Consider the following 16,997-nt stretch of genomic DNA (forward strand, 5'->3'; position numbering starts at 1 on the left):
TAAACATTATACCCTAAAAATTATTTCAAAAAGTTAAGAATTGATAAAAAAAGACGTCTTAGACGTCTTAATTATTTTATTTCATTGTAGCTATTACCTCTGTCCATATTCTATCGTAAATTGGCAAAATTTCAGGTATATTCTTGTAAACTTCCATTTTTTTTAAGTCGTCCCTCGATGGATATATTACTTTAGAATCTCTCAATTCAGGCCTTAAAAGTTCTCTAGTTTTAATAACTGGAGATGTATATCCTACGCAATACTCAGTATTTATAGCTGAAATTTCGGGTCTTAGCATGAAATTAATAAATTTCTCAGCCAAGTCCTTATTTTTTGCATTTTTAGGAATAGCGAACGAATCATACCAAAGGTTTGTCCCCTCTTTGGGAATTACATAGTCCAAATTTTTATTTTCTTCCATCATCATAAGTGCATCGCCAGAGTACATAAGACCGATTGCAGCATCCTCTTGAACTATTACATCCCGACCCTCGTCAGCTAGATAAGCATATACTAAAGGTTTTTGCTCCATAAGAGCATCTTTTGCCTCCATAAGAGCAGCCTTGTCCGTTGTATTTACCGAATAACCCTTGTACTTCAGAGCAACAGCTATGGCATCTCTTATTGAGTTATACATGATTATTTTCCCAACATTTCTTTTGTCCCAAAGGTCTTTAAAGCCACTTACTGGATAATCGATTAGCTTTTTGTTATAAATAATTCCAACAGTACCCCAAAAATATGGTATAGAATACTCATTTGTTGGATCAAAATCTGGATTTTTTATATCTTCAAATACGCCTGCGAAATTAGGAACATTTTTGAAGTCTATTTTTTGTATAAGGTTTTCTGCAATCATCCTCTCTATCATGTAGTCAGATGGGACTATGACATCATAAGAGTCAGATGATTTTTTTACTTTTACATAAAGATCTTCATTTGAAGAGAAGGTCTCATAAGTTACCTTTACCCCAAATTCTCTTTCAAACATTGTAAGAGTTATAGGATCTATATAGTCTCCCCAGTTATAGACTCTAAGACTGTTTTGCGTATTTGATTTACAAGAAGTTAAGAGTATAAAGAGGCAAAAAATCATAGCTATTCTAAAAAATCTTTTCATTTTAGCCTCCTAGACTTGGCACTTGTAAAAGTTCTCTTGTTAATAATCAACAAAAGGCACAGTAAAACAGCAAACATTATTGTGGATAATGCATTTATTGAAGGATTGATACCCTTTTTTGCCATTGAGTAGATTGTTATGGAAAGATTTGACACACCTTGTCCCGTTGTAAAAAAGCTAACCACAAAATCATCTATCGAGAGTGTGAATGCCATAAGAGCTCCTGTTATAATCCCAGGTTTTATCTGAGGTATTATAACATGCCTAATTGCATACCAAGGCTTTGCCCCCAGATCCATTGCTGCTTCTACCATATTCTTATCAAGCTGATAGAGCTTTGGCATAATAGATAAAATAACATATGGTATGCAAAATACTATGTGAGAAATTGCAAGACTTGTAAATCCCAAGTCGAATGAAAAGAAAGCAAACAAACCCATTAAAGCTACGGCTGTCACTATATCTGGATTTAAAACCGGTAGATAATTTATATCTAATATGGAATTTTTTATAAATCCTTTTTTCATATAAAAAATACCAATTGATGCCAAGGTACCTATAAAAGTTGACACCAAAGTTGCGATTAGGGCGATTACCATAGTCGTGTAGAGAGATTTTAATATTATTGGATCATATAAAAGCTCTCTATACCATCTAAGTGTAAATCCTGACCAGGCACCTCTTATCTTAGAGTCATTAAATGAAAATACTATAAGCACTGCTATGGGGGCATAAAGAAAAATAAAAATCAGCACCATATAAAAATCTTTAATGAAATTTTTGATTCCTTTTACCATAAGCCGCCTCCAGACTTACCCGAATCCTTGTTAGTTGCCCTTGAGAGCAAGAGTACAAACAGCATAATCAAAATTAAAATAAGCGAGATAGCAGAGCCATAACCCCAATCACCAGTAAAGGTGAACTGTTGTTCGATTAAATTTCCAATAAGATAGAACTTATTGCCTCCCAAAAGTGACGGTATTACAAATGTAGATATAGCAGGAATAAATACCATGGTAAGACCTGTATATACTCCAGGAAGCGACAAAGGAAAGATGACCTTAGTGAAAACTTGCCTCTTATTAGCGCCAAGATCTTTGGCTGCCTCTATTAGAGAATTGTCCATCTTTAATAAAACAGAGTATATAGGCAAAACCATAAATGGCAAAAAGTTATATACCATGCCCAATAAAACGGCCTTTAAATTGTACATCAAGTCCAGGTGGACTCCGAATACTCCTAAAAACTTATTGAGAAGACCATTGTTACCAAGAAGGGTAAACCATGCATAAGTTCTCAATAAAAAATTCATCCACATAGGAACTACAAAAAGTAAAATTAGAATATTTCTCTTCGACTCATCCATTTGTGAAATAAAATAGGCTATTGGGTACCCTACCAAAAAGCAAAGTAGTGTCGATAAGACTGAAATACCTATTGAAACCAAAAGTATTTTTAGATAAATAGGCTCAAAAAATCTTTTATAATTTTCTAGTGTAAAAGAAAATTCTGACAACCCTTCTGCCCCGTTTGCATTAATGGAATAAAAAAGCACCAATATCAAAGGAAAAACTATAAAAAGTAAGGCCCAAATATAATAAGCATATCCAAATTTTTTCATATACCTTCCCTCGCATTCATGACATGAATATTGTCAGGAGCGATATAAATGCCTACTTCTTGATCTACATCTTTTTTTGTAGTGGATTGAACAATCCACTCTACCCCATTTACATCTACAATCATTTCGTAATGAACACCCTTAAAAACAAGACTTGTGACAAAACCTGTGAGTATTCCATCACTCACAGAAACAAGCTCAACGTCTTCTGGTCTTATTACAACTTCAACATCGGCCTCTTCTTCAAACCCCTTATCGACGCATTTGAATTCTGCCCCTTCAAACTCTACAAGATAATCTTTTCTCATTATTCCAGGCAAAATATTGCTTTGACCTATAAAATTTGCTACAAAGGCATTTTTGGGCTCATTATAAATATCGATAGGACTTCCGATTTGTTGGATTATCCCTTCATTTAATACAACAACCTTATCACTCATTGTTAGTGCTTCTTCTTGGTCGTGAGTTACATATATAAAAGTCAACTCTGTGGCTTGTTGTATTTTCTTTAATTCAACCTGCATCTCTTTTCTAAGTTTCAAATCTAAAGCTCCCAAAGGCTCGTCTAAAAGTAAGACCTTGGGTTTATTAACAAGGGCTCTAGCTATGGCAATCCTTTGTTGTTGACCTCCGGAAAGAGAATCAATTGATCTATTCTCAAAACCTCTAAGGTTTACAAGAGATAATACCTCTCTTACATTTTTTACAATGTCAAGCTTGTCCATTTTTTGAATTTTTAAGCCAAAGGCGATATTTTCAAACACATTCATATGTGGAAAAAGAGCATATTTTTGAAATACAGTATTTACTTGCCTATGATATGGAGGTAAATCCGTAACCTTTTTAGAATCAAAATAGACATCTCCCTTATCAGGATATTCAAACCCCCCTATTATTCTAAGCGTAGTTGTCTTTCCACATCCACTAGGTCCCAAAAGTGTCAAGAACTCACAGTGTTTAACACTTAAATTCAATTCATCTAAAATTAAATTTTCACCATAAGATTTTGAAATATTCACCAAATCCAATACATTATTTGTCATTAACCATCCCCCTATCTAAAAGTTTGGTGGGTCACAGACCCAAAGTAGAACAGCTCTACTTTTGCCAATATTTTCAACCCAATGGCTCTGATCTGCAAGCAAATAAAAGCACTCCCCTTGTTTTAGCTTGAATTTGTCTTCGCCATAGTGCAAAATCAAATCTTCTCCCTCAATTAAATAACCAAAAGCCTCTCCCTCAAAAGGTATGACTGTCTTACTTAGTCCACCTGGCTGCAACTCTAAAATTATTGGCTCCATATTATATCTTTGAGCCTTAGGCACAATCCACTTTACAATATTGCCCATACTTTCATTTTCTGATTCTATGTAATCATCTGGTTTGAAAACAACTTGCCTTCTCCACATAGATCTAAAAAATTCTTCAGGCTCTTTTCCTAAAGCATCTAAAATATTAAAAAAAGTAGCAAGAGATGGTGAAGTTAGATTTCTTTCAATTTGTGAAATGAAACCTTTCGTAAGCTCAGACCTATCAGCTAGTTCTTCCTGAGTTAAACCAGCTTGTATTCTCAATTCTTTTAATTTTTGACCTATATCCATGAAACACCTTAATTTATTAAACTTTAAATTTAGTAAACATACACTAAAATTATATATTCCGATTTGTTTAGAGTCAATAATTAAAATATATAGTACGAATAAAAATTAAGCATAAAAAAATCTGCCGATAAGCTCATCTCGGCAGACAAATTAGAATTTTATCTAAAAATTATTTAGTAAAAACAAATTATTTTTACTGATATGGATCGGAAGTTCAAACTTACTTTCTATTTTTTTCTTTAAATGTTCTAAGACTGGAAATTCGCTAGAAAAATGCCCTATATCTATAAGACAGAGATTATTTTCATAAGCAGTTTGTCCAAAATGGTATGATATATCTCCAGTTATATAGGCATCAGCAGATTTTTGTATGGCATCTAAAACAAAATCAGATCCCGCTCCTCCACACCAGGCTATATTTTTAAATTCATTCTTACTTCTTCCGTAGACTTTTATAAAGTCCGGATTAAAAGCAGCTTTGACTAGGTCTATAAGACTATCAAATGAGCATGGCATTTCCAGCCTTCCATATCCGCCATAGTATCCCTTTTCACCTTCTGATAAGCCGGAGTAGTCTTTAATTCCTAGTCTTAATGCCATGGCTTTAGTTACACCGTCTTGAGATAAATCAAGTGCGGTATGACTTGAATATATGGATATATCATTCTTTATAGCCTTTTCAATAATTTTCCCCTTATAGGAGCTAGCATTTATTTCTTTTATAGCTTTGAAGAGAAATGGATGATGACTTATTATTAGATTTATGTCATTTTCAAGAGCAAAATCTATATCCACATCTTTTACATCCATACAGAGTAAAATTCCCTTGCAGATTTTGTCAAAGACAATTTGGCAGCCTGAGTTATCCCAATCTTCTTGGTATGATGGATTCGCAAAGCTTTCTAAATAATTTAATATATCACTTATTTTTGGCAAATTTTTTCTCCTCAAAGATATTGATTTCATTTTTTAATAGACTTATTTTATCCTTAATCCTCTGATTTTCCATGGAATTTGATTTTTTAAGTTCTTTTATAATATTTCTTCTATACATAATATTATATTCTAAGAAGGAACTTTTATCATCTGTATCCCCTAGTATATTTTCCCCAATTATATATGTTTTTCGGCTTTGAACGGTGCCAGTATAGTGACAAACCATTATTTGATAATATTTCTTGTCGAAGATTACATATTCTTCATCTATGGAAAACCCATGGCTTAACAGATACTCTCTTAAATATTCGGGACCCTGCATTGGTTGAAGAATAAATTCTTTTACTCGCTTAGCTAGCTCGAAGGATGCACTTATTATTTGGCTAATTAAAAGTCCGCCCATTCCAGCTATAAGCACCCTATCTGGAATAATATTATTTTCATCAAACTTTTTTAGACCATCGCTTAAAATAAATTCTGCTCTTTTAGAAAATTTTCCGGCGAAAAATTTATCTGCTTTAGCCAAACATTTTTTAGATATATCTGCTATATAAGCCTTATTTACAATATTATTTTCAAGCAAATAAAAAGGCACAAATCCATGATCTGTGCCAATATCTGCAAAAGAATCAGATGGTTTAATTATACTAGATAATTTCTTAAGCCTTTTTGATAAATTTATCATTCTAAAAAATCCTTTAACTTTTTGCTGCGACTTGGATGGCGTAATTTTCTCAAGGCTTTTGCTTCAATTTGTCTTATACGCTCTCTAGTCACATCAAATTCCTTGCCAACTTCTTCAAGAGTTCTAGCTCTTCCATCATCAAGGCCAAATCTAAGTGTCAAAACTTTCTTTTCCCTATCGGTCAAAGTTTCGAGGACCTCTTCAAGTTGCTCTTTTAAAAGAGTAAAAGTTGCCGCATCAGACGGCGATAAGATATCTTCATCTGGGATAAAGTCTCCTAAGTGTGAATCTTCTTCTTCTCCTATGGGAGTTTCTAAAGATACTGGTTCCTGGGCTATTTTTTGAATTTCCCTTACTCTTTCTACATCAAGATCCATCTCAGCACCAATTTCTTCTGGACTCGGGTCTCTACCCAATTCTTGAACTAGGAGCCTTTGAACTCTTACAAGTTTATTTATAGTTTCTACCATGTGAACTGGTATTCTTATAGTACGAGCTTGATCTGCAATAGATCTGGTAATAGCTTGTCTAATCCACCAAGTTGCATAGGTTGAAAACTTAAATCCCTTTGTATAGTCAAATTTTTCAACAGCCTTCATAAGACCTATATTTCCCTCTTGAATTAAATCAAGAAAACTCATGCCTCTATTTATATATCTCTTAGCAATACTCACAACAAGCCTTAAATTTGCCTCTGCAAGTTCTTTTTTTGCAAGCTTATCACCAGTCTCCATTCTCTTGGCGATATCAATTTCTTCTTGTGCTGTCAAAAGAGGAATTTTACCAATCTCTTTTAGATACATTCTAACGGGATCATCGACACTTATTCCTTTTGGAATGTCTATTTCTCCGTCAATAATTTCTTCATCTTTTTTTAAATCTTCATCTTTGTCGTCATCTAATATTTCTATTCCAGCATTTTCAAAATCCTGGTACATTTCATCCATTTCTCCAGAATCCATGTCGACATTTTCCAGTGCACTTACTACATCTTTATATGTAAGTTTGCCGCTCTTTTTACCGCTCTTCATCAAGCTATTTACAATGGATTCTTTAGATGAGTCTTCTACTATATCATAATCAAGATCCATCTTATCCCCTCCTTTAGAGAGATTTTAACCGCTTATTTATTTCGTATAATTTACCTACAAGCATTTTCAATTGATTTTTGTCAAAATTTTCAATATCTGCTTCTGCCTGCTTAATACAAGAATTGATATAATCTCTATCTTTAATTAAATTCCACCTCTTTATGTTTGTCATCAATTCTTTTGCTAAATCAAAAGCATTGGTTGGTAGAGGTATTGCATTTAATCTCTTCTTAAACTCTTCATTAATCAAACCTTGATTAATTAGGCTATCGAGCATAATATTATAACCTTTATCATCCTGCTTGTAAAGTTCTTCCATTTTTTCAAAAACTATTCTGGAGCTTGGATTTGAAAAATCAATAGACGTCATATTCTTTCTAATGAATTTAAAAATGTCTTCATCATTTAGAGCATATGCCAAAATCTGGTCTTCTGCCATGTTTTTGCCATCTGCTTTTTTAAACGATTTATCTTTTTTCAAATTAATTTTAGGAGTTTTTTTATAATTCACTAAAGCTCCAAGTTGCATTCTCAACGCATCTACAGAAATTTTATATTCTTTTGATATTTTATCTATATAAATTTCTGCTTCAACAGGATTCGTTATGCTGGCAATTATAACAAGGGCCCTATTTATATAAGCCGATAGTCCCTCTGTAGAATTTAGGTTTGCATTTTTCTTCTCAATTTCAAGCTTGTAATCAATATGATTCATAGCCTTATTTAAAATTGCCTCAAATGATGTAAGTCCATATTTTTTGATAAACTCATCTGGATCAAGACCTTCTGGCAAATGAAGTATTTTAGGAGCACAACCCTCATTTGTTAGGACATCTATTGCTCTTACACTTGCCTTAACTCCGGCATTATCACCGTCATAACAGACGATGACTTGCTTGCCATATCTTTTCAGAAGTTTTGCTTGATTTTGCGTAAGCGCAGTACCTAAACTTGCCACACTAAAATTTATACCACTTTTGTCCAGAGAAATAACATCCATATAGCCTTCTACCAAAAGAATCCTTTCCCTATTAGATTCTCTTGCTACATTATTTAAATTATATAGGTTATCTCCCTTGTTGTAGACCAAAGTATCTTTAGAATTTAAATATTTGGGAAGCGAATTGTCAAAAACCCTTCCTCCAAATCCTATAATATTTTTATTTCTATCGATAATAGGAAATATTAGTCTGTTGCGAAATCTATCAAAGCATCTGGAATCTTTGCTGCTTTTTATTACAAGATTATAGTTTAATAATTCTTCTTCTTTAAATCCCTTTTTAATCAAGTGCTCATAAAGACCTCGAGGTGAAATTGGCGTCATTCCCAAGCCGAACTTCATGGCTGTACTCTTATCTATTTCTCTTTTTTCAAGATAATTCAAAGCTATTTTTGACTTGTATAAATTATTGAGATAAAAAAGTCCCGCTTCCCTATTAGCAAGATATGCCCTTTCTCTTTTTTCAATTTCTATATGATTTTCTGTTTTTTGTGAAAGTCTGACATTGTATTTGTCAGCTAAAAATTGAACGGCATCGATGAATCCTAGATTTTCAACTTTCATCACGAATGTGATAACATCTCCACCAGCACCACATCCAAAGCAATGAAAAAACTCCTTGCTCGGAGAAACTGAAAAAGAAGGAGTCTTTTCGTTGTGAAATGGGCAGAGTCCAAGATAGTTAGCGCCACTTTTTTTGAGATTTACATATTCTGAAATCAGGCCTACAATATCAGCCTTTTGTCTTATTTCTTCTAAAACTTCATCATTTACAATAAAAGCCAATTTATACACTCCATGACTTAGGAACAAATAGATTTTGCCACACATCTATGGCGAAACTATCCGTCATTCCAGCGATATAATCGCTTACTATCAAATTTATATCGTTGTGATTTTCGTAAAGACTTAGATGATGATCTGGTATGGCATCTAAGTTTTTGGAGTAAAAGTTATATAATTCTGTTATTAAGCGTTCTATCTTACTTTCTTCTGATTTGACAACATTATCAAGGTATACCTTTTTAAACATAAACTTTCTAAGCTCCATAGTGGCCTCATATATTTTCTCTTCCATTTCAATGGTATTTTTCCCATAAGAATTTTGGATTATAGAACAAATCATAGTATTGATTCTTTGAGAATTTGTATCCCCTAGTATCCCCATCAATTCTTTTGGAATGTCCCCATAAGAAATGATGCCAGCTCTTATAGCATCGTCTATGTCGTGATTTATGTAAGCAATTCTATCGGCATATTTTATGAGCTTGCCCTCAAGTGTAAAAGCTTGAGCTGAGCCAGTGTGATTTAATATCCCGTCTAAAACTTCTTTTGTCAAATTAAGACCAATTTGATTTGATGATCTACGCTCCAAATATTCCACAACGCGTATGCTATGTTCATTGTGCTTAAATCCTTCTGGATTTAACTTATTTAGCACACTTTCTCCACTGTGACCAAAGGGAGTGTGTCCCAAATCATGTCCCAAAGCAATAGCTTCTACCAAATCCTCATTTAGCTCCAAAGCTCTTGCTATAGTTCTACCTATTTGTGAGACCTCTAGAGTATGAGTAAGCCTTGTCCTAAAGTGATCCCCTCTAGGGGCAATAAAAACTTGTGTTTTATGTTTTAGTCGTCTAAAAGATTTAGAATGCAAAATCCTATCTCGATCTCTTTGAAATTCTGTTCTCAATTCACATTTGCTTTCCGAAAATTTTCTTCCTCTAGTAAATTTAGAAAAGCAGGCATATGGCGATAAAATTTCACATTCTAAATTTTCTCTTTTTTCACGAAGATTCATACAATCACCCGAAGTTTTTCTTTAAATTAGCGATAATTATTTCTGCCGTTTCCTCTATTGCCTTATTAGTTACATCTATTTTTAATATTCCCAAGGCATCAATTATATCATTTGCATATTCAATTTCATCTCTTATCCGCTTTAAATCCGCATATTTAGCTTTTCCACTAAGACCTAGATTTTTTAATCTTTCTTCTCTAATGGAAATAATTTTTTCTGAATCCGCAGTAAGTCCAACCAATCTTCTGGGGTCTTTTGCAAAAATTTCTTTTGGCACTGGAATTTCAGGCACAAGAGGGATATTACAAACCTTGTAAAATTTATTGGCAAGATACATAGAAAGCGGTGTTTTAGACGTCCTTGATATGCCAAGTATACAAATATCTGAGTTTATTATACCTCTGGGATCCTTGCCATCGTCATATTTGACCGCAAATTCTACAGCTTCAACCTTTTTAAAGTAATTGTCATCTAATCGTCTTATAAGTCCCGGTTCTCTAAGAGGTGGATAACCCAAAATTTCTTCAAGCTTTTGCATAGGCTCGCCCATAACATCAACAGTTTTCAAATTCAAATCTCTTGTAGCTTTCTGAATATATTTTCTTGTATCTGTTTGAACATTTGTATATATTATAAGGGCTTTATCTTGCTTAGCTGCTTCTTCTAATATTGGTTGTATCTGTTCCACTGTATTGTGATAGGGAAATCTTTTTATTTCATAATTTTCCTTCTCAAATTGCTTTACACTACTTTTAGCAATTAGTTCTCCTGTTTCACCTATTGAGTCCGAGATAACATATATTATAATTTCAGTTTCAGCCATTTATTCTCCTTTGAAAATTTCATCAAATAATCGTACAACATTTGTCTTAGTAAACCTACCTATTACAACAAGACCCTGCTCTTTCTTTTCCACAACAGGTAAACCATCAACGCCACATTCAACTATTTTTTTAGTGGCTTCAAGTACACTTGAATCTGCCTCAATATAGATTATATTTGGCATCCTAGTCATTATGACACTAAGCGGAATTTTAGAAAGATCATCTCTTCCAAGTGTTGCTCTTAGCATATCTTTTCTTGAGACTACTCCGCTTAGAAATCCGTCGCTTGTAACATACACGCTACCTATGTCTTCTAAAAACATAGACACAATTGAATCGTAAATTGAACTTGACTCATCTACAACAAAAGGTAAGGACATCACATCTCTTACCTTTATTTGCTTGATTTTATCAGTCAAAAGTGTAATCTCTGTTTTACCAGTGTAAAAATATCCTACTCTTGGCCTGGCACTTAGTAATTTCATCATTGTAAGAATTGACAAGTCAGATCTTATGGTAGCCCTTGAAAGGCCTAATTTTTCAGCTATTTCATTTGCAGTTATTAGGCCTTTTTCCTTAACTATATCAATAATTTCTATTTGTCTATCACTCAGATTCACAAAATCACCAGCTAATCTTGAATAATTTTACTAATGTCTAAAATTTTACCTAAATCTTTATTTATCATAGAAAGGAGGAGAAGCCTATTATTCTTTATTTCCTCATCGTCTACCATGACCATTATATTATCAAAGAAATTGTGAATATACGATTGTAGGCTAAATATAGTATCAAGGCCTTCTTTGTAATTTCCCTCGCATACACTTTCATAATAGGAATCTTTAATCTTAGAATATGCTTCATAGAGTTCTTTTTCTTCCTTATCCTTTAAAAGCTCCTCATTAAAATCTTCCATAATGGGATTTTTATCAACAATATTTTTAATTCTAGTGAAAGCTTCTATTTCATTTTTCAAGTCTGATTTAAAATACTCATCCAGACATCTTGAAAGTTCGAATAATGATAATAGGCTAGTTTTAGCCGAAACAGACGCTTCGACTATATCATATCTATCTCCTCTATCAAGTAGCATGGTTTTTATTCTAGAAATAAAGAAATTCAAAATTTCTTCTTTGACATTTTCGTAATCAAAAACAAGGTTATTTTCACTTACATAAGCATATAGAGAAAAATCTACTAATTGAGCAAGCGATAGATCCCACATCTTATTTCTTATTATATTTATAATACCTATTGCATTACGCCTTAGTCCAAATGGGTCTTGGGAGCCGCTCGGGTTAAGACCTATAGCAAAAAGTCCTACTATTGTGTCAAGTTTATCGGCAATTGCCAATATTGAACCTGTCGTTGTGGCTGGAAGCTCCCCGCCAGCATATCTTGGCATATATTGCTCTTCTATTGACTTAGATACAATTTCAGACTCTTTCCAAACTCTTGAATAAATTGTACCTATTGTGCCTTGCAGTTCTGTAAATTCTTGAACCATTTTAGTTGCCAAATCAAACTTAGAAAGGTAAGCTGCCCTTCTTAAAGAAGATATTGTTTCCTCTCCTACATCCAAAGAGTTGCCTATATCTTCAGACAACTTTCCAACTCTCTTAGTTTTTTCATAAATAGTTCCGAGTTTTTCTTGGAATGTTATCCCCTTCAAATCTTCTATATAATCTTCTGACGATTTTCTTATGTCTTCCTTATAGAAAAACTTTGCATCTTCAAGTCTTGCGGCCAGAACTTTTTCATTCCCCTCAATTACTGTTTCTTTAAATTCAGAATTACCATTTCTAATAGTTATAAAATATGGCATCAAATCTTTATTTTCATTGTAAACAGGAATATATCTCAAATGTTCACGCATAGGTGTAGTTACAACTACTTTAGGAAGGCTTAGATACTCTTCGTTAACAGATCCCATTAAGGGGGTTGGATATTCAACTATATAAGTCAATTCTGTAAGTAAATCCTCATCATCTTCAATTTGACCACCCACAGATTTAGCTAATTTTTTTGAACCATATTTGATAGCTTCTCTTCTCTTATTTTGGTCTAAAATTACAAAGTTTTCTTCAAGTAATTTCTCAAAAGAACTAGTATCATTTACTATAATTTCTGGCTTTCCAAGAAATCTATGACCTCTAGTTTTATTTGACGCCACAATTCCTTCAAGTTCAAACTCTAAAGTTTCAGAACCTAATATTGAGAGAATCCATCTTATTGGCCTTGCAAATTTTAAATTCTTGCCTCCCCACTTCATGGTCCTGTCAAAATGTATACTCCTAATAAGATTTGGCATTTCATTTTTTAAAATATCTTTTACATTTTTTCCATCTATGATTTTTTTGGCAAATACATATTCTGTATCTTTGACTTTATCTACATAGGTGTCTTTTAACTCAACTCCTTGACTTTTCATAAATCCCATAAGGGCCTTGCTAGGATTATTTTGTTCATCAAATGCAATCTTTGCGGATGGTCCCCTTACGATTTCCTCTTTTTTTTGCGTTTGAAGAGCTAAGGATTTTATAAAAAGAACTAAACGTCTAGGTGTTGCATAGGTTTTTATATTGTCAAACTCAACTAGATTTTCATTTAAAATATTTTTAGCTAAGTTTTCAATCTGCATAAGAGCATTGTCAACATATCTTGATGGTAGTTCTTCGACTCCAATTTCTAATAAATAATCTTGCATTATTTATCCTCCTTTAAAAGAGGAAATCCCATTTCTTCCCTCTGTTTTAAATACATTAAGGCAACTTTTCTGGCTAAAGCCCTAACTCTACCAATAAAAACAGCCCTTTCAGATACAGAGATAGCCCCTCTTGCATCCAGTACATTGAACGTATGTGAACATTTCAAAACATAGTCATATGCAGGTAGCACAATGTTCATGTCAAGTATTCTGAGCGCTTCCTTTTCATAAATATTAAAAAGGTTTCTCAGCATATCAACATCTCCTATTTCAAAGCTATATAGCGAATGTTCGTACTCAGCTCTTTTGAAAATATCGCCATAAGTGAACTTGTCATTCCATTTAATATCATATACAGATTCTACATCTTGCAAATACATAGCGATTCTTTCAAGACCATAAGTTAATTCTGCAGATTCCAAGTCACAATTTATGCCACCTACTTGTTGAAAATATGTGAATTGTGTGACTTCCATGCCATCTAGCCAAACTTCCCATCCAAGCCCCCAAGCTCCAAGTGTTGGAGACTCCCAATTGTCTTCCACAAATCTGATATCGTGTTTGAGAGTATCTATTCCTATAGCCTCAAGTGATTTCAAATATAGTTCTTGAACATTATCAGGAGATGGCTTTAATATTACTTGTAGTTGATGATGTTGATAAACTCTGTTTGGGTTTTCTCCATATCTTCCATCAGCAGGACGTCTTGATGGTTCTACATAGACTGTCCTCCAGGGTTCCGGACCTAAAGACCTCAAAAATGTGTGAGGGTTCATGGTTCCTGCTCCCTTTTCGACATCATAAGGTTCTAGTATTATACAGCCTTGATTTTTCCAATAATTTTGTAAACTTTGCATTAAATCTTGAAAATGCATTTATGCCTCCTTATCCCTCTAAACTTAGAGAGTAAAATTTATTTATATCGAGATTTTCTGAAATATAATTTAATATAACTGCCTCTGTCTTTGCAAGGAAATTTATGTCATATTTTTTTCCTATTATATCTTCAAAGGTTAAAAACATAAAATCCTGTAAAATTTTTATAATATCATCATTTATTATAAGTGAATTTTTTAAGTTCTCTGTATCAAGTAGTTTTATGTCATCTTCACACAAAAGCCCGCCATTTGCAGCAGAAAAATATCTGAGATTCTTCTTTGAATGACAAACTAGACAATCTTTTAAGTTGGGCTTATAACCTATATATGCCATGAATTTTAGTGCGAAAGCAAGCCTCAAAGCTTTCAAGTTCTTCTTTGTTTTTGAAAGTTCTAGAGCTTTTTTAAAAAGTAAAAAAACTTTATAGTTTTTCATACCTTCTAAAAAACTTCTATCCAAAAGCTCTGCCATGAAAGAAACTGCAACAATAGTATTAAAATCTGTCCTAATATCATAAAAACTATCTAAAAGGTGTGCTTCTTTTATATAATAAAAATTTTGTCCTTTTTGCAGCAAAAATTTGGTTTTTGAAAACATTGATCCTGAAGCCAAAAGTCCAGATTTAGGATTCATAAGACCCTTACCATAAATCGAAACCTTACCTAACTTGTCTGTAAAAACAGACAAAATTTTGCTGGATTCTCCTTGTTTTCGATCTGAAATCACTATTCCTATAAGTTCAATATTATTTGTAGCCAAAATATTTAACCTTGGAATCTTTTTCTCGCCAATTTTTTTCTACTTTAACCCAAAGATGAAGCATCACTCTTTTACCTAAAAAATGCTCAAGATCATATCTTGCACTAGATCCAATTTTTTTAAGCATTGAGCCTGACTTACCTATTATTATTCCCTTGTGGCTTTCTTTTTCTACAAATATAGTAGCATCTATCTCAACTATATTTGATTTTTCCTTAAAAGAATCAATCGATACAGCCACTCCATGCGGAACTTCTTCATCTAAATTTATCAAGGCCTTTTCTCTTATCATTTCTCCTACGATAAATTTCTCCGATTGATCTGTTATCATATCATCTGGATAATACATGGGACCTTCTGGCAATATTTCTTTCGCTTTTTTCAAAAATAGATTTATTCCATCTGATGTTATTGCTGAAATAGGAATTATTTCAGAAAAAATATTTAGGCTCGAATACATCTCAATTATAGGAAGCAGTTTGTCCTTCTCAATTTCATCTATTTTATTTATAAGAAGTATGATAGGAACGCTATCTTTTAATTTTTTCAATTCATCTATTATATAAGAATCAAGCCTTCCAATATGCTCAGAGCAATCAACAATATATATTATTAAATCAGCCTCGCCAAGAGATGATTCAGATACACTTAACATATAATCCCCAAGCTTATTTTTTGGTTTTTGCATTCCGGGTGTATCTAAAAATACAATCTGCATATCATCTGCTGTATAAATCATTTGAATCTTATTTCTTGTCGTCTGAGGTTTATTTGATATTGCAGAGATTTTTTCTCCGATTATCTGATTTAAAAATGTTGACTTGCCAACATTTGGTCTGCCTATTACGGCTGCATATCCTGATTTAAACATCACTTTAAATCCTCCGGTCCAAAACTATGTGGTAAAAGTTCATCTAGAGTGTATTCCTTATATTCATATTTATTTTTTGCTATTATAATTTTAGCTGCTTTCGAAAATTCTCTTATAACCTGCCTACAAACTCCACATGGATATGTATAATCATTGTCCCCAACAACTACCACTGTCTTTATTTTTCTCTTTCCATCACTTACAGCTTTAAAAATAGCTGTTCTTTCAGCACAATTCGTAGGAGAATAAGAGGCCACCTCTATATTTCCGCCTGTGTAAATCGAGCCATCTTCCATCTCAACTAAAGCTCCTACCCTAAAATTAGAATAGGGAGTATAAGAAGAATTTTCTTTTGCATCAATAGCCTTTTCAATCATTTCACTTATCTGCATTATCCAACCACCTTAAATATAAAAATAGCCACAAGTATTCCAACTATAGCTCCTAAAAAAGTCTCAATAGGTCTATGAATTTTTCCTTCAATCCTACTTTCTGCTACTAAAACTGCCAGAAAAAAGCTTCCCAGAGTGATCATTCCATTTGCTGATAATAAAGAAATGATAGTAGCAATGCAAAAACTTACCGCCGAATGTCCGCTAACTCCACCACCTTGTAAATAAGAGCCTCCACTTTTTTTAGCAAGCAACAATTTACCCGCAAAGGTCAAAAATACAGATAAAAATAAAGCTACAAATGTCATGTGCATATCTGAATTTCTAACCCTATGAAGTAGCCAAAATCCTATATTGCTTAATTTATCATAAAATATCAAATATCCAGTAAAGATTGCATTTACTGCAGCTATCAAAACTGCCCCAGCAGCCACATCCTTTGCAAGTTTTGCTATGGGATTGTATTCTTGGGTGAACAAGTCAATCGACCTTTCAATTGCTGTGTTTACAAGCTCTAATGACAAAACCAATGTGATCGCAAAAGTCATTTGAAGAAATTCTGTTTTTGATATTTTAAAAAAAAGAGAAATAAAAATAACAACAAGAGCGCTAAGGTAGTGAAATTTCATATTTCTCTCTGTCTTCAAGGAAGATATTATTCCTTGAATGGCAAAGTTAAATGATGATATAAAACCTCCCTTTTTCATATA

Annotated in this window: 18 protein-coding genes; all 18 read right to left on the reverse strand. The window is 33.1% G+C overall.

Annotated features, from left to right (window positions below):
- Window positions 1-76 precede the first annotated feature (76 nt).
- The 18 genes from LV469_01965 to LV469_02050 all read right to left on the reverse strand — a co-directional run bounded on the left by LV469_01965 (window position 77) and on the right by LV469_02050 (window position 16,994).
- Window positions 77-1,120 carry a spermidine/putrescine ABC transporter substrate-binding protein gene (locus LV469_01965; protein UHR03074.1) on the reverse strand — a complete coding sequence of 348 codons (1,044 nt, stop codon included), beginning with the start codon at window positions 1,118-1,120 and terminating at the stop codon, window positions 77-79.
- Window positions 1,117-1,917: an ABC transporter permease gene (locus LV469_01970; protein ID UHR03075.1), complete on the reverse strand. Its 801-nt coding sequence runs from the start codon at window positions 1,915-1,917 to the stop codon at window positions 1,117-1,119. The genes LV469_01965 and LV469_01970 overlap by 4 nt, the downstream gene beginning before the upstream one ends.
- Complete coding sequence (locus LV469_01975; GenBank protein UHR03076.1) at window positions 1,911-2,741, reverse strand: ABC transporter permease; 831 nt, start codon at window positions 2,739-2,741, stop codon at window positions 1,911-1,913. The genes LV469_01970 and LV469_01975 overlap by 7 nt, the downstream gene beginning before the upstream one ends.
- Window positions 2,738-3,784: an ABC transporter ATP-binding protein gene (locus tag LV469_01980; protein UHR03077.1), complete on the reverse strand. Its 1,047-nt coding sequence runs from the start codon at window positions 3,782-3,784 to the stop codon at window positions 2,738-2,740. The genes LV469_01975 and LV469_01980 overlap by 4 nt, the downstream gene beginning before the upstream one ends.
- A 15-nt stretch (window positions 3,785-3,799) precedes the next feature.
- The gene (locus tag LV469_01985; GenBank protein UHR03078.1) at window positions 3,800-4,342 is read right to left on the reverse strand and encodes a helix-turn-helix domain-containing protein; all 543 of its coding nucleotides are present in this window, start codon (window positions 4,340-4,342) and stop codon (window positions 3,800-3,802) included.
- Window positions 4,343-4,504: 162 nt separating this feature from the next.
- Complete coding sequence (locus LV469_01990; GenBank protein UHR03079.1) at window positions 4,505-5,278, reverse strand: Nif3-like dinuclear metal center hexameric protein; 774 nt, start codon at window positions 5,276-5,278, stop codon at window positions 4,505-4,507.
- Window positions 5,262-5,963 carry a class I SAM-dependent methyltransferase gene (locus tag LV469_01995; protein UHR03080.1) on the reverse strand — a complete coding sequence of 234 codons (702 nt, stop codon included), beginning with the start codon at window positions 5,961-5,963 and terminating at the stop codon, window positions 5,262-5,264. Before LV469_01995 ends, LV469_01990 begins: the two co-directional genes overlap by 17 nt.
- The gene (gene rpoD, locus LV469_02000; GenBank protein UHR03081.1) at window positions 5,960-7,054 is read right to left on the reverse strand and encodes an RNA polymerase sigma factor RpoD; all 1,095 of its coding nucleotides are present in this window, start codon (window positions 7,052-7,054) and stop codon (window positions 5,960-5,962) included. The genes LV469_01995 and rpoD overlap by 4 nt, the downstream gene beginning before the upstream one ends.
- 13 nt (window positions 7,055-7,067) lie before the next feature.
- Window positions 7,068-8,840, reverse strand: coding sequence for a DNA primase (gene dnaG, locus LV469_02005; protein UHR03082.1), 1,773 nt, complete (start codon window positions 8,838-8,840; stop codon window positions 7,068-7,070).
- A gap of 1 nt (window position 8,841) precedes the next feature.
- A complete protein-coding gene (locus tag LV469_02010) occupies window positions 8,842-9,855 on the reverse strand; it encodes a deoxyguanosinetriphosphate triphosphohydrolase (GenBank protein ID UHR03083.1) in 1,014 nt (337 codons plus the stop codon).
- 4 nt (window positions 9,856-9,859) lie between these two features.
- Window positions 9,860-10,678, reverse strand: a complete 819-nt coding sequence (locus LV469_02015; GenBank protein UHR03084.1) for a kinase/pyrophosphorylase — start codon at window positions 10,676-10,678, stop codon at window positions 9,860-9,862.
- Window positions 10,679-11,299, reverse strand: a complete 621-nt coding sequence (locus tag LV469_02020) for a CBS domain-containing protein (GenBank protein ID UHR03085.1) — start codon at window positions 11,297-11,299, stop codon at window positions 10,679-10,681. It abuts the gene before it with no gap.
- An 11-nt stretch (window positions 11,300-11,310) separates the two neighbouring features.
- Complete coding sequence (glyS, locus tag LV469_02025) at window positions 11,311-13,386, reverse strand: glycine--tRNA ligase subunit beta (GenBank protein UHR03086.1); 2,076 nt, start codon at window positions 13,384-13,386, stop codon at window positions 11,311-11,313.
- Window positions 13,386-14,261: a glycine--tRNA ligase subunit alpha gene (gene glyQ / locus LV469_02030; protein ID UHR03087.1), complete on the reverse strand. Its 876-nt coding sequence runs from the start codon at window positions 14,259-14,261 to the stop codon at window positions 13,386-13,388. Before glyQ ends, glyS begins: the two co-directional genes overlap by 1 nt.
- 10 nt (window positions 14,262-14,271) lie before the next feature.
- The gene (recO, locus tag LV469_02035; protein ID UHR03088.1) at window positions 14,272-15,024 is read right to left on the reverse strand and encodes a DNA repair protein RecO; all 753 of its coding nucleotides are present in this window, start codon (window positions 15,022-15,024) and stop codon (window positions 14,272-14,274) included.
- Window positions 15,011-15,895 (reverse strand): GTPase Era, encoded by an 885-nt coding sequence (era, locus tag LV469_02040; protein ID UHR03575.1) that lies wholly within the window; start codon window positions 15,893-15,895, stop codon window positions 15,011-15,013. The genes recO and era overlap by 14 nt, the downstream gene beginning before the upstream one ends.
- The gene (gene cdd, locus LV469_02045; GenBank protein UHR03089.1) at window positions 15,895-16,287 is read right to left on the reverse strand and encodes a cytidine deaminase; all 393 of its coding nucleotides are present in this window, start codon (window positions 16,285-16,287) and stop codon (window positions 15,895-15,897) included. The genes era and cdd overlap by 1 nt, the downstream gene beginning before the upstream one ends.
- Window positions 16,287-16,994, reverse strand: coding sequence for a diacylglycerol kinase (locus LV469_02050; GenBank protein UHR03090.1), 708 nt, complete (start codon window positions 16,992-16,994; stop codon window positions 16,287-16,289). The genes cdd and LV469_02050 overlap by 1 nt, the downstream gene beginning before the upstream one ends.
- Between the last annotated feature and the right edge of the window lie 3 nt (window positions 16,995-16,997).

Origin of the sequence: Peptoniphilus sp. GNH (assembly GCA_021307325.1) — a bacterium.
GTDB lineage: Bacteria > Bacillota > Clostridia > Tissierellales > Peptoniphilaceae > KA00134.

Coding starts and splice junctions, on each gene's coding strand:
- LV469_01965 (UHR03074.1), bottom strand. CDS start 1,120: ATGAAAAGATTTTTTAGAATAGCTATGATTTTTTGCCTCTTTATACTC.
- LV469_01970 (UHR03075.1), bottom strand. CDS start 1,917: ATGGTAAAAGGAATCAAAAATTTCATTAAAGATTTTTATATGGTGCTG.
- LV469_01975 (UHR03076.1), bottom strand. CDS start 2,741: ATGAAAAAATTTGGATATGCTTATTATATTTGGGCCTTACTTTTTATA.
- LV469_01980 (UHR03077.1), bottom strand. CDS start 3,784: ATGACAAATAATGTATTGGATTTGGTGAATATTTCAAAATCTTATGGT.
- LV469_01985 (UHR03078.1), bottom strand. CDS start 4,342: ATGGATATAGGTCAAAAATTAAAAGAATTGAGAATACAAGCTGGTTTA.
- LV469_01995 (UHR03080.1), bottom strand. CDS start 5,963: ATGATAAATTTATCAAAAAGGCTTAAGAAATTATCTAGTATAATTAAA.
- rpoD (UHR03081.1), bottom strand. CDS start 7,054: ATGGATCTTGATTATGATATAGTAGAAGACTCATCTAAAGAATCCATT.
- LV469_02010 (UHR03083.1), bottom strand. CDS start 9,855: ATGAATCTTCGTGAAAAAAGAGAAAATTTAGAATGTGAAATTTTATCG.
- LV469_02015 (UHR03084.1), bottom strand. CDS start 10,678: ATGGCTGAAACTGAAATTATAATATATGTTATCTCGGACTCAATAGGT.
- glyS (UHR03086.1), bottom strand. CDS start 13,386: ATGCAAGATTATTTATTAGAAATTGGAGTCGAAGAACTACCATCAAGA.
- glyQ (UHR03087.1), bottom strand. CDS start 14,261: ATGCATTTTCAAGATTTAATGCAAAGTTTACAAAATTATTGGAAAAAT.
- era (UHR03575.1), bottom strand. CDS start 15,895: ATGTTTAAATCAGGATATGCAGCCGTAATAGGCAGACCAAATGTTGGC.
- cdd (UHR03089.1), bottom strand. CDS start 16,287: ATGCAGATAAGTGAAATGATTGAAAAGGCTATTGATGCAAAAGAAAAT.
- LV469_02050 (UHR03090.1), bottom strand. CDS start 16,994: ATGAAAAAGGGAGGTTTTATATCATCATTTAACTTTGCCATTCAAGGA.